Origin of the sequence: Lactococcus formosensis, assembly GCF_018403745.1 — a bacterium.
GTDB classification, from domain to species: domain Bacteria; phylum Bacillota; class Bacilli; order Lactobacillales; family Streptococcaceae; genus Lactococcus; species Lactococcus formosensis.
The window spans coordinates 46,285-58,218 of the sequence record NZ_BOVP01000002.1 but is presented as its reverse complement, the minus strand read 5'-3'; the positions used below and the strand labels follow the sequence as shown (position 1 = coordinate 58,218).

At 39.6% G+C, this 11,934-nt stretch carries 17 protein-coding genes and 1 tRNA gene; 14 read left to right on the top strand and 4 right to left on the bottom strand.

What is annotated here, in order from left to right; translation table 11 throughout:
• The first annotated feature begins 50 nt into the window (after nt 1-50).
• The 7 genes from rplR (at nt 51) to KJS37_RS02565 (ending at nt 5,140) form a co-directional block, all read left to right on the top strand.
• Complete coding sequence (gene rplR / locus KJS37_RS02595; protein ID WP_003133759.1) at nt 51-398, top strand: 50S ribosomal protein L18; 348 nt, start codon at nt 51-53, stop codon at nt 396-398.
• A gap of 20 nt (nt 399-418) precedes the next feature.
• The gene (rpsE, locus tag KJS37_RS02590; protein WP_003133760.1) at nt 419-913 is read left to right on the top strand and encodes a 30S ribosomal protein S5; all 495 of its coding nucleotides are present in this window, start codon (nt 419-421) and stop codon (nt 911-913) included.
• A 10-nt stretch (nt 914-923) separates the two neighbouring features.
• Complete coding sequence (gene rpmD, locus KJS37_RS02585) at nt 924-1,106, top strand: 50S ribosomal protein L30 (protein WP_003134512.1); 183 nt, start codon at nt 924-926, stop codon at nt 1,104-1,106.
• 138 nt (nt 1,107-1,244) lie between these two features.
• Complete coding sequence (locus tag KJS37_RS02580) at nt 1,245-2,294, top strand: BMP family lipoprotein (RefSeq protein WP_017368762.1); 1,050 nt, start codon at nt 1,245-1,247, stop codon at nt 2,292-2,294.
• Between the two features lie 207 nt (nt 2,295-2,501).
• A complete protein-coding gene (gene rplO / locus KJS37_RS02575; protein ID WP_003133763.1) occupies nt 2,502-2,954 on the top strand; it encodes a 50S ribosomal protein L15 in 453 nt (150 codons plus the stop codon).
• A 70-nt stretch (nt 2,955-3,024) separates the two neighbouring features.
• Nucleotides 3,025-4,341, top strand: coding sequence for a preprotein translocase subunit SecY (secY, locus tag KJS37_RS02570; protein ID WP_165714259.1), 1,317 nt, complete (start codon nt 3,025-3,027; stop codon nt 4,339-4,341).
• A 151-nt stretch (nt 4,342-4,492) separates the two neighbouring features.
• Nucleotides 4,493-5,140 (top strand): adenylate kinase, encoded by a 648-nt coding sequence (locus KJS37_RS02565; protein WP_003133767.1) that lies wholly within the window; start codon nt 4,493-4,495, stop codon nt 5,138-5,140.
• A gap of 47 nt (nt 5,141-5,187) precedes the next feature.
• Here KJS37_RS02565 and KJS37_RS02560 read toward each other — a convergent pair whose 3' ends face one another.
• The 3 genes from KJS37_RS02560 to KJS37_RS02550 are packed head-to-tail and all read right to left on the bottom strand — an operon-like array spanning nt 5,188 to nt 7,177.
• Nucleotides 5,188-5,997: a metal ABC transporter permease gene (locus tag KJS37_RS02560; RefSeq protein WP_165711789.1), complete on the bottom strand. Its 810-nt coding sequence runs from the start codon at nt 5,995-5,997 to the stop codon at nt 5,188-5,190.
• Nucleotides 5,990-6,712, bottom strand: a complete 723-nt coding sequence (locus tag KJS37_RS02555) for a metal ABC transporter ATP-binding protein (protein ID WP_165711790.1) — start codon at nt 6,710-6,712, stop codon at nt 5,990-5,992. Before KJS37_RS02555 ends, KJS37_RS02560 begins: the two co-directional genes overlap by 8 nt.
• A gap of 21 nt (nt 6,713-6,733) precedes the next feature.
• Nucleotides 6,734-7,177, bottom strand: coding sequence for a zinc-dependent MarR family transcriptional regulator (locus tag KJS37_RS02550; RefSeq protein ID WP_017368767.1), 444 nt, complete (start codon nt 7,175-7,177; stop codon nt 6,734-6,736).
• 201 nt (nt 7,178-7,378) lie between these two features.
• On the opposite strand from KJS37_RS02550, the gene infA reads away from it, so the two are divergent.
• Genes infA through rplQ form a run of 6 tightly spaced genes read left to right on the top strand, consistent with a single transcriptional unit; the run spans nt 7,379 to nt 9,936 of the window.
• Entirely contained in the window at nt 7,379-7,597 is a 219-nt protein-coding gene (gene infA / locus KJS37_RS02545) for a translation initiation factor IF-1 (protein WP_003133772.1), read from the top strand.
• Between the two features lie 52 nt (nt 7,598-7,649).
• Nucleotides 7,650-7,766, top strand: coding sequence for a 50S ribosomal protein L36 (gene rpmJ, locus KJS37_RS02540; RefSeq protein WP_014024193.1), 117 nt, complete (start codon nt 7,650-7,652; stop codon nt 7,764-7,766).
• Between the two features lie 17 nt (nt 7,767-7,783).
• Nucleotides 7,784-8,149, top strand: coding sequence for a 30S ribosomal protein S13 (rpsM, locus tag KJS37_RS02535; protein WP_003133773.1), 366 nt, complete (start codon nt 7,784-7,786; stop codon nt 8,147-8,149).
• Nucleotides 8,150-8,166: 17 nt separating this feature from the next.
• Nucleotides 8,167-8,550 carry a 30S ribosomal protein S11 gene (gene rpsK / locus KJS37_RS02530; protein WP_003133774.1) on the top strand — a complete coding sequence of 128 codons (384 nt, stop codon included), beginning with the start codon at nt 8,167-8,169 and terminating at the stop codon, nt 8,548-8,550.
• A gap of 51 nt (nt 8,551-8,601) precedes the next feature.
• Nucleotides 8,602-9,540 carry a DNA-directed RNA polymerase subunit alpha gene (locus tag KJS37_RS02525; RefSeq protein ID WP_003133775.1) on the top strand — a complete coding sequence of 313 codons (939 nt, stop codon included), beginning with the start codon at nt 8,602-8,604 and terminating at the stop codon, nt 9,538-9,540.
• A 15-nt stretch (nt 9,541-9,555) separates the two neighbouring features.
• Complete coding sequence (gene rplQ / locus KJS37_RS02520; RefSeq protein WP_003133776.1) at nt 9,556-9,936, top strand: 50S ribosomal protein L17; 381 nt, start codon at nt 9,556-9,558, stop codon at nt 9,934-9,936.
• Nucleotides 9,937-10,273: 337 nt separating this feature from the next.
• Here the strand turns inward: rplQ and KJS37_RS02515 are convergent.
• Nucleotides 10,274-10,346, bottom strand: a tRNA-Thr gene (locus KJS37_RS02515).
• A 188-nt stretch (nt 10,347-10,534) separates the two neighbouring features.
• Here KJS37_RS02515 and radA point away from each other — a divergent pair.
• Nucleotides 10,535-11,896 (top strand): DNA repair protein RadA, encoded by a 1,362-nt coding sequence (radA, locus tag KJS37_RS02510; protein WP_035001005.1) that lies wholly within the window; start codon nt 10,535-10,537, stop codon nt 11,894-11,896.
• Nucleotides 11,897-11,934: the final 38 nt, after the last annotated feature.

Sequence of the window (11,934 nt, the reverse complement as noted above, 5' to 3'; positions counted from 1 at the left end):
AATCGATGGCAGAAACTATCGAAATATAAAATATTTAAAGAGGTAGAATTGTGATTTCTAAACCAGATAAAAACAAACTCCGTCAAAAACGCCACATTCGCGTTCGCGGAAAAATCTCAGGTACTGCTGAGACTCCACGTTTGAACGTATTCCGTTCAAACACAAACATTTATGCACAAGTTATTGATGACGAAGCAGCTGTAACACTTGCATCTGCATCATCACTCAAATTGACTGGTACTAAAACAGAACAAGCTGCTGAAGTTGGTAAACTTGTTGCTGAAGCTGCTAAAGCTAAAGGCATCGAAGCAGTTGTATTTGACCGCGGTGGTTATCTCTATCACGGACGTATCCAAGCACTTGCAGAAGCTGCACGTGAAGCTGGATTGAAATTCTAAGGAAAGGGGTAATCATTAAAATGGCTAGAAACGAAGAAGTTAAAGAATTCGAAGAACGCGTTGTTGGTATTAACCGCGTTACTAAAGTTGTTAAAGGTGGACGTCGTCTCCGCTTTGCTGCACTTGTTGTAGTTGGTGACCGTAACGGTCGCGTAGGTTTCGGTACTGGTAAAGCTCAAGAAGTTCCAGAAGCAATCCGTAAAGCTATCGAAGCAGCTAAGAAAAACATCGTGACAGTTCCTATGGTAGGAACTACTGTACCTCACGAAGTACTTGGTGTATTCGGCGGTGGTAAAATCCTTATCAAACCAGCTGTAGAAGGTTCTGGAGTTGCCGCAGGTGGTGCCGTTCGTGCCGTCCTCGAACTCGCAGGTGTTGCTGACGTAACATCTAAATCATTAGGTTCAAACACAGCTATCAACGTTGTTCGTGCAACAGTTGAAGGTTTGCAACAATTGAAACGCGCTGAAGAAGTTGCGGAACTCCGCGGCAAATCAGTAAGCGATTTGGCATAAGGAGGATATCATGGCTCAAATCAAAATTACATTGGTAAAATCACCAATCGGCCGTATCCCTGCACAACGTAAAACTGTTGTTGCACTTGGCCTTGGTAAACTTGGTTCATCAGTTGTGAAAGAAGACAATGCAGCGCTTCGCGGCATGGCTAATTCAATTTCACACTTGGTAACAATTGAAGAAGTTAAATAATAATTAAAAAAAGTTCAGATTATCTGGACTTTTTTTCTGAGGAAATTGTAAAAATTTTCAAGATGTCGAATAAAATAAGTAAAAATGTACATTAAATTTTAAGGTATAATTGTTTTTAAATGTGAAAGGAAGAGAAGAATGAACAAACGAATTTTTGCACTTGCGACAGTAGCACTTGCATCAGTAATTGTACTTGCAGGTTGCGGAGGGCGCAATACAGAAAGATCGCAAGGAAAAACAGACCTTAATGCAGCCCTCGTTTTAGGTAACGATGGGGTTGATGATCGCTCATTTAACCAATCAGCTTGGGAAGGTCTTCAAGCTTGGGGGAAAGATAACGGGCTTTCAAAAGGAAAAGGAATTAACTACTTCCAATCTAACTCTCCAGCTGAATTCACTTCAAACTTTAATTCGGCCGTTTCAGGTGGTTATGATCTTGTGTTTAGTATTGGTTTTGTCTTACAAGAAGCAACTTCTCAAGCCGCACAAAATAATCCTGATACAAAATTTGCTGTTATTGATTCTGTAATCGAAGGTAAAGACAATGTTGTCTCTGCAACTTTTGCAGATCAACAGTCAGCTTACCTTGCGGGTGTTGCAGCAGCAAAAACAAGTAAAACAAACCATGTTGGTTTCATCGGTGGGATCAAGTCAGACGTGCTTGCTGCTTTTGAAACAGGATTTACAGCAGGTGCCAAATCAGTATCTCCAGACATTAAAGTTGATGTACAATATGCTCAATCTTTCACAGATGCAGGTAAAGGTAAAACAATGGCTTCTGCAATGTATGCAAGTGGTGCAGACGTTATTTATCAAGCAGCAGGTAGCGTTGGAACAGGCTTGTTTACAGAAGCTAAGAATTTAAATGAAACAAGAAAAGAAGAAGACAAAGTCTGGGTTATTGGTGTTGACCAAGACCAAGAATACCTAGGTGGTTATACATCAAAAGACGGTAAAAAATCAAACTTTGTTCTTGTTTCAACAGTCAAAGAAGTGGGAAATGCAGTTAAAGACATTGCTAATAGAACAGAAAAAGGAAAATTCCCTGGTGGCGAAAAACTCAAGTATGATCTTTCTAACGGTGGTGTAACACTTGCTCGAGATAATGCTTCAGATGAAGCTTGGAAAGCAGTTGAAGCAGCAAAAGCTGATATTGTTTCAGGAAAAATTGAAGTTCCAGCAAAATAAAATAAAAAAAGGGTATGAAAGATATACTCTTTTTTCTATCTCTGTCTCTCAAAAGAAAGCTATGGAATGATTTGCTTTTTCAGAGTAAATTTAGTAAAATGGAAAAGGTTTAAAAGCCCAAAATTAGAAAAAAGTACAGGCGAGTTGAACTCCATCCTTCCTTAGAGTGGAGCGAGGCGGCAGCATTGTACAAAATAAGGAGAAAACATGAAACTTCATGAAATGAAAGCTGCTGAAGGCAGCCGTAAAGTTCGCAACCGTGTAGGTCGTGGTACTTCATCTGGTAACGGTAAAACATCTGGTCGTGGACAAAAAGGTCAAAAATCACGTTCAGGTGGTGGCGTACGTCCTGGTTTTGAAGGTGGACAAACAGAATTGTTCCGTCGTCTTCCAAAACGCGGATTTACTAACGTAAACCGTAAAGAATACGCAATCGTAAACCTTGACACTTTAAACCGTCTTGGTGATGGTGCTGAAGTTACAGCTGAAACTCTTGTAGCTGCCAAAATCATCAAAGATGTTAAATCTGGTATCAAAGTTCTTGCTAACGGCGAATTGACAGTGAAAAACCTTAAGGTTAATGTTGCTAAAGCATCTTCTGCTGCGAAAGCTGCTATTGAAGCTGCTGGTGGTTCTGTAGAACTTCTTGAAGCAAAATAATTCAATTGGCGGTTGATTTTCAACCGCTTATTTTATAGGGTTAATTTTTAAGAAAGTTTAGAGGGAAATTATGTTTTTCAAAACTCTAAAGGAAGCTTTCAAAATAAAAGATGTAAGAGCACGGATTATCTTCACCATCTTTATTCTGTTTGTCTTTCGATTAGGTGCGCATATCACAGTACCGGGGATCAATGTTGAAAACTTGAATGCCCTGAGTGATTTACCATTCTTGAACATGATGAACTTGGTGTCTGGTAATGCCATGCAAAACTACTCATTATTTGCTATGGGGGTATCACCTTACATCACAGCATCAATTATCGTTCAACTTTTACAAATGGATATTTTGCCTAAGTTTGTAGAGTGGTCAAAACAAGGGGAAATCGGACGTCGTAAGCTTAATCAAGCCACACGTTATATTACTTTAGTTTTGGCTATGGCTCAATCTATTGGTATTACCGCAGGTTTCCAAGCTATGAGCACGGCAAATATCGTACAAAATCCTAACTGGCAAACTTATTTGATGATTGGGGTCATTTTGACAACAGGATCAATGGTTGTGACATGGATGGGTGAACAAATCAATGAAAAAGGATTTGGTTCTGGTATTTCTGTTATCATCTTTGCGGGTATCGTTTCGGGTATACCAAGTGCCATTCATGAAGTTTATACGGAATGGTTTGTAAATGTTCGCCCGAGTCAAATTCCAATGTCATGGGTAATGGTCGGTATCTTGGTTGTTTCTTCAGCATTAATTATTTACTTTACAACATTTGTACAACAAGCAGAGCGTAAAGTTCCTATTCAATACACAAAGTTAACACAAGGTGCACCTACAAGTTCATACTTGCCACTTCGTGTCAACCCAGCAGGTGTTATTCCGGTAATCTTTGCAGGTTCTATCACAACAGCTCCAGCAACAATTTTGCAGTTCTTGCAGCGTGCTCAAGGTAACAATGTGGGTTGGTTAAACAGTTTACAAGAAGCTCTTTCTTATAACACATGGACAGGGATGCTGCTTTATGGTTTACTGATTGTCCTCTTTACTTTCTTTTACTCTTTTGTACAAGTTAATCCAGAAAAGATGGCAGAAAATCTACAAAAGCAAGGTTCATATATCCCTTCAGTTCGTCCAGGTAAAGGAACGGAGAAATATGTTTCAAGTTTACTTATCCGTTTAGCAACAGTTGGAGCTTTATTCCTTGGTTTTATCTCGATTTTACCAATCGTTGCTCAAAACATTTGGGGCTTACCAAAAATAGTTGCACTTGGAGGGACTTCCCTTCTGATCTTGATTCAGGTGGCTATTCAAGCAGTTAAACAGCTTGAAGGTTATCTTTACAAGAAAAACTACAAAGGATTTATGGATAATCCGATTGAAGGCTAAAAAAATCTTGCTTCGGCAAGGTTTTTCTTTATTTATCGTAAGAAATGCGGTAAAATATTAAGGTATAATTTATATTATGTTGTCTGTAACCTCATAAGCAAGAGTTGCAGCATCTATAGTAAAACTTGTAAGAAGAAAACGGGAGAAAACAATGAACTTGTTAATCATGGGCTTGCCAGGCGCAGGTAAAGGTACACAGGCAGAATTTATCGTTAAAAATTACGGTGTGAATCACATCTCTACAGGAGATATGTTCCGTGCAGCGATGAAAAATGAAACTGAGATGGGCAAACTTGCTAAATCTTATATCGACAAAGGAGCATTGGTTCCAGATGAAGTAACAAACGGTATCGTCAAAGAACGTTTGGCACAAGATGACATCAAAGCTTCAGGATTCTTGCTTGATGGTTATCCACGTACATTTGACCAAGCAGAAGCTTTGGACAAAATGTTGGTAGAACTTGGCATTAAACTTGATGCAGTCATCAACATCGAAGTAAACCCAGATATCTTGGTCGAACGCTTAAGTGGACGTTATATCTGCCGTACATGTGGCGCAACATATCACAAACTCTTCAAACCTACAAAAGTTGAAGGCACATGTGATGTATGTGGAGGACATGACCTTTATCAACGTGCCGATGATGTTCCAGAAACAGTTAAAAATCGCCTAGAAGTAAATATCAAAGAATCAGCGCCAATCTTGAAACACTATACAGAACTTGGTTTAGTTAAATCAATCGATGGCGGACAAGCTATGGAGAAAGTAACCGAAGATATTCAAGCTGTTCTTGGCTAAAATAGAACAAAAAAACACTGAACATTATTTCAGTGTTTTTTGTTTGTTTATCTTCGGAAAAGACGCTTCAATAAGGAAACAATTAAAAAAAGTGCAACGAAGATCAAGGTAATCGCAGAACTTGCAGGCGCATTGAAGTAATAGGAGATGATTAATCCACTGTTCATACCAATAAAACCAATGATAACTGACCAAATAAGTACGGTCTTAAAGGATTTTCCAATAAGCATAGATACACTAGCAGGTAAAACCATAATTGCAGAAACTAGTAGGGCGCCACAGGCAGGAATCATCAAAGCAATCGCCAAACCAGTTACAATATTAAAAATCATTGACATAGCACGAACGGGAAGACCATCTACTAAGGCTGTATCCTCATCAAAAGTCATCACATAAAGTGGACGGAGAAAGAATATAAAGCCAGCAAGAACAATCAGAGCGATGATGTAGAGCATTACAACTTGTGGGGTAGCAATAGTTACAATAGAACCAAAAAGGTATTGGTCGATACTAATGCTGGTTTTACTTCCTGCCACATTGATAATAAACATGGCTAAAGCGAGCCCAGCAGACATTAAAATAGCCGTTGCGAGCTCAAGGTAATTTTTATAGACAGTCCGGAGAAATTCCATAAAGATAGCAGCAATAATAACGACAATTAAAGTTGTCCATGTGGGATTTAAACTAAAAAGGACTCCGAAAGCAACACCTGCTAGAGAAACGTGCGAGAGTGTATCAGAGAGTAAGGACTGACGACGAAGGACAAGGAAAACACCGAGAAGTGGTGCAAAGAGTGAGATAGCTGTTGTCGCCAGTAAGGCGTTACGCATAAAGTCATAAGAGAGGATTTCAAGCATTAGCTTTTACCTCCTTTTTCATTTTTCCATTAGGAGTGCCATGGACTTCAAAACATTCAAATTTTCCATTTTTGTCTCGAGCGAGATGGATGTTTCGGTCCATGTATTTTTTAACAGAATCAGGATCGTGTGTAACCATGAGGACGCTTTTACCATGCTCATGTGCAGCATGAGCCATGAGCTCGTAAAAGGCTTCTGTGGTTACATCGTCCATGCCGACAGTTGGTTCATCCAGAACAAATACATCAGGGTCAGAAGCGAACGTACGGGCAATGATGATACGTTGCTTTTGTCCACCGGAAAGTTCTCCGATTTTTTTATGGCGAAAATCCCACATGCCTACAGCATTAAGCGCAGCTTCCACGTGTTCCTCATCATGTGCATTAAGTTTGCGGAACCAACCTTTGCGTGGGTAGCGTCCAGAACGAACAAATTCATGAACAGTTGAGGGAAAGCCTGCATTAAAACTTGAGATTTGTTGTGGGACGTAGGCGATACGTAAACGGCGATTTTGTGTGTCGTGGCGTGCGATGATGATTTTACCTGACTTCGGTTTTAAAATACCGAGCGTTATTTTGATTAGCGTTGACTTTGCAGCACCGTTTTCTCCGGTCAAAGTTACGAACTCCCCCGGGTTAACGGAGTAACTCACATCTTCTAAAACAGGATTGTTGTCATAATAAAAGCTTACATTTTGAACATCAATATAAGGCATAATTTTTATTTACTTTCTAAACTACTTAAATTTTTCAGCAAGTTGATGAAGAAAGTCTTGGATTACTTTTTGTTCATCTTCTGTATATTTCTGTGTAAGTTGCTGATAACTGTCTAGTGTTGCCTCGTGATGTGCAGCGTGTTCACGTGCAATGGGCAGTGCTTTTTCTGTTAGATTCCATAAAACAACACGTTCATCGGTCTTACTTTTGGTGGGCGATATAAGTTCTAAATCTTGTAACTTTTTTAAAGCTTTGGTGATGGCAGCAGGGGAAACCGAGAGGGTTTCTGCCATCCGAGCATTTGTTGTTGGTTCTCCGTTCAGGAGCATCAGGAGGTGTTCTTGAGTAGAAGTTAATTTAATATCACTCTGACACTTTCCGAGAAGAATTTCGTGCTTATTTTCAGCAAATTGCATGACTTGAGATAAAAATTGATCAATTTGGGTTTCTAAATTTGTATGCATAATCCCTCTCCTTTCGTTTACTGGTTAATGATAACACGCCTCCTATTAAATGTCAACCGGTTAATATTAAAATAGAAAGAAAAATAAAGGAAAAAAATAAATAGAGGGCTTGTTATTTGTCAGTCAGTGTGCTATAATATATCAGTCCGACTTTTTAGATACACTTGTATCTTTCGGGGATTTTTAAGGAGGTACTTTTGCTTGGCAAAAGATGATGTTATCGAAATTGAAGGTAAAGTAGTAGATACTATGCCGAATGCGATGTTCACTGTTGAACTTGAAAATGGTCACAAAGTTTTGGCGACGATTTCTGGAAAAATTCGTAAGAATTATATCCGTATCCTGCCTGGCGACCGCGTGCAAGTGGAAATGTCACCATATGATTTGACACGTGGACGCATTACCTACCGTTTTAAATAACCTGGACATTCATTGAGTGCGAAAGCACAGTAACCATAGAAAGGAAGACACAATGAAAGTAAGACCATCAGTTAAACCAATCTGCGAATACTGTAAAGTAATTCGTCGTAACGGTCGTGTTATGGTAATTTGCCCTGTAAATCCAAAACATAAACAACGTCAGGGATAGAAAGGAACTATTAAATTATGGCTCGTTTTGCTGGAGTTGATATTCCAAACGAAAAACGTATCGTTATTTCATTGACATACGTTTACGGTGTTGGACTTCAAACTGCTAAAAAAGTGCTTGCTGCTGCAGGTGTTTCAGAAGATGTACGTACTAAAGATCTTACATCTGATCAAGAAGACGCAATTCGTCGTGAACTTGACGGCTTGAAACTCGAAGGAGATCTTCGTCGTGAAGTAAACCTCAACATCAAACGCTTAATGGAAATTGGTAGCTACCGTGGTATGCGTCACCGTCGTGGACTTCCTACACGTGGACAAAACACAAAAAACAACGCACGTACTCGTAAGGGTCCTGCTAAAGCTATCGCTGGTAAGAAAAAATAATCTAGAAAGGAGTTAAAATGGCAAAAATTACTCGTAAACGTCGTGTGAAAAAGAATATTGAAACTGGTATCGCCCACATTCAATCAACTTTTAACAACACTATCATTATGATTACTGACGTTCATGGTAACGCTCTTGCTTGGTCATCTGCAGGCTCACTTGGTTTCAAAGGTTCTAAAAAATCTACACCATTCGCTGCACAAATGGCATCTGAAGCTGCTGCTAAAGCTGCTCAAGAGCAAGGGTTGAAAACAGTATCTGTTACAGTTAAAGGTCCTGGTTCAGGTCGTGAATCTGCAATCCGTGCACTCGCGGCTGCTGGTCTTAACGTAACTTCTATTAGTGATGTGACTCCTGTACCTCACAATGGTGCACGTCCTCCAAAACGTCGTCGTGTATAATCGTTAGTGAGTTGCAAAATCACTTTACTTTTCTTTTAGAGGAGACTATACATGATTGAGTTTGAAAAACCAAAAATTATTAAATTTGACGAAACAGAATTTTACGGTAAGTTTGTAGTAGAGCCACTTGAACGTGGTTATGGTACAACTTTAGGTAATTCTTTGCGTCGCGTTCTCTTGTCTTCATTGCCTGGGTCTGCTGTTACTTCAATCCAAATTGAAGGTGTTCAACACGAATTCGCAACAATCCCTGGTGTACGTGAAGATGTGGTCCAAATCATCCTTGCTATTAAAGGACTTGCGATCAAATCTTACGTTGAAAATGAAAAACAAATTGAGCTTGACGTTACTGGACCTATGACAGTAACTGCAGGTGACATTTTGACAGATAGTGATATCGAAATTGTCAACAAAGACCATTATCTTTTCTCTATCGCAGAAGGTCATTCTATGCGTGCTGTGATGACTGTAAACAAAGGTTACGGATATGTTCCTGCTGACGAAAACAAAGTCGAAGGTGCACCTATCGGTACAATTGCTGTGGACTCAATTTACACACCAGTTAGCAAAGTTAACTATCAAGTAGAACCAGCTCGTGTAGGTGGTGATGCATCTTACGATAAATTGACTTTGGAAATCACTACTAACGGCACAATCGTTGCTGACGATGCTTTGTCTCTCTCTGCGAAGATTTTGACAGATCACTTGAACTTGTTTGTTGACTTGTCAGAAACAGCTTCAGAATCTGAAACTCTCGTGGCTAAAGAAGAAGTTAAAACAGAACGTGTTCTCGATAAAATTATCGAAGAAATGGACTTCTCAGTTCGTGCTTATAATGGTTTGAAACGCGCTGGAATCAATACCGTAGCTGATATTGTGGAAATGAGTGAAGCTGACATGATTAAAGTCAAAAACCTCGGTCACAAATCAGTAGAAGAAGTCAAGGTTAAATTGACTGACTTGGGCTTGGAGCTCAAAAAACGAAAATAATACAGGAGGAAAAAAATGGGTTACCGTAAACTTGGACGCACATCTTCACAACGTAAAGCTATGCTTCGTGATTTGACAACTGATCTTATCATCAACGAAACAATCGTTACAACTGAAGCTCGTGCTAAAGAAATCCGTAAAACAGTTGAAAAGATGATCACTCTTGGTAAACGTGGTGACTTGCACGCTCGTCGTCAAGCAGCAGCTTACGTTCGTAACGAAATCGCTATTAAAGATTTCAACGAAGAAACTGAAACTTTCCCAACTGCACTTCAAAAATTGTTCGACGATATTGCTAAACGCTACGAAGGCCGTAACGGTGGTTACACTCGTATCTTGAAAGTTGAACCACGTCGTGGTGATGCTGCCCCTATGGCAATCATCGAGCTTGTTTAAGAGAGTTCGGATTTAAATATTATATAAGATTACTTATTGAGTGTTATGATGATGGCGCTGTGTTTGAGTTGACGTATAAACGTCGAGTAGCACTGCTTAGTCTAGCTCTGTCTGCCGAAATATTTATTTCGGTAGTTCACTCAATATGTTTTTTTTTTTTTTTTGCTTTTTTATAAAAAATTTTTGCCCTCTTTTATGTGAAGAGGCTTTTTTGCTAACATATTATTTAAAAATTATTTTAGAAGAAAAGAAAACAGTCAGTGAACTCCGTCTTTTGATATGTTATAATCAGATAATAGGGAAAATAAAAAAGCCTCAAAAGGCTAAAATTTAGTCATGCCACTGAATGGAATCGAACCATCGACCTCCACCTTACCATGGTGTTGCTCTACCGACTGAGCTACAGCGGCTATATTTGTGTTTTCGCCCACTCGGAGAGCAACAGATGAGGATTTGCTTTGCAAATCTCTATCTACAGATTGGAAGCAGTGCTTCCAACTCCACCGACTGAGCTACAGCGGGTTACAGTTAAACCATAATTATTTTAACAAAAATACGAATAAAAGTCTATAAGAATAATAGAAATGAGGACAGAAAAATAGCTAAAAAAAAATCAACCTTTCTTTGTCAAGAATGTGGTTATAAATCAGTAAAAAAACTCGGACGTTGTCCCAATTGTGGCGCTTGGGGCTCCTTTGTGGAAGAAGTAGAAGTCCAAGAGGTAAAAAATCAGAGAGTAAGTATGACAGGCGAGCACTCTAAACCGATGAAGTTAGATCAGGTTGAACTTTTTGATACACCACGAGTCGAGACTGACTTAGATGAATTTAATCGAGTGCTTGGTGGGGGTGTCGTTCCAGGAAGTCTTGTTCTTATTGGAGGTGATCCAGGAATTGGTAAATCTACTCTGCTGCTTCAAGTATCTACGCAACTTGCTTCAAGGGGACGTGTTCTTTATGTGAGTGGTGAGGAGTCGGCCCAGCAAATTAAACTGCGTGCCGAGCGTTTGGGCGATATTGATACAGATTTTTACCTTTATGCCGAAACCAATATGCAAAGTATCCGAAATGAAGTGGAAAGGTTACAACCAGACTTTCTCATTGTGGACTCGATTCAAACTATTATGACGCCTGAAATCCAGAGTACTCAAGGTTCGGTTAGTCAGGTGCGCGAGGTTACAGGAGAGCTAATGCAGTTGGCCAAAACCAATAATATTGCAACCTTTATTGTCGGTCATGTCACCAAGGAAGGACAACTTGCAGGCCCACGTATGTTGGAACATATGGTTGATACCGTCTTGTATTTTGAGGGAGAACGTCAAAATACATTCCGAATTTTACGTGCGGTCAAAAATCGCTTTGGTTCAACAAATGAAATTGGGATTTTCGAGATGCAGGGCAGTGGTTTAGTGGAAGTAACCAACCCGAGCGAAGTTTTTCTTGAGGAGCGCTTAGAAGGATCTACTGGTTCTGCTATCGTTTGTGCATTAGAGGGTACTCGTCCAATATTAGTTGAAATTCAAGCTTTAACTACACCAACCATGTTTGGGAACGCGAAACGCACGACTTCTGGTTTGGACTTTAACCGCGTGAGTTTAATCATGGCAGTACTCGAAAAGCGGGCCGGATTTCTTTTGCAGCAACAAGACGCTTACTTGAAGTCAGCAGGTGGCGTTAAATTGGATGAGCCTGCAATTGACTTGGCAGTTGCAGTAGCTATTGCTTCTAGCTACAAAGAAGAGCCAACAGATGCACGCGACTGCTTTATTGGTGAAATTGGCTTAACTGGTGAAATCCGTCGTGTCACACGCATGGAGCAACGTCTTAATGAAGCGAGTAAATTAGGTTTCCAAAAAGTTTATGCGCCTAAGAATAGCTTAGCAGGCGTAAATACTCCAGAAAACTTGAAAGTGGTTGGTGTGACAACTTTATCTGAATGTTTGAAAAAAGTATTTGGTTAAAAAAAGAGGCTTTGTGAGTCATTCTGTCATAATTGTAA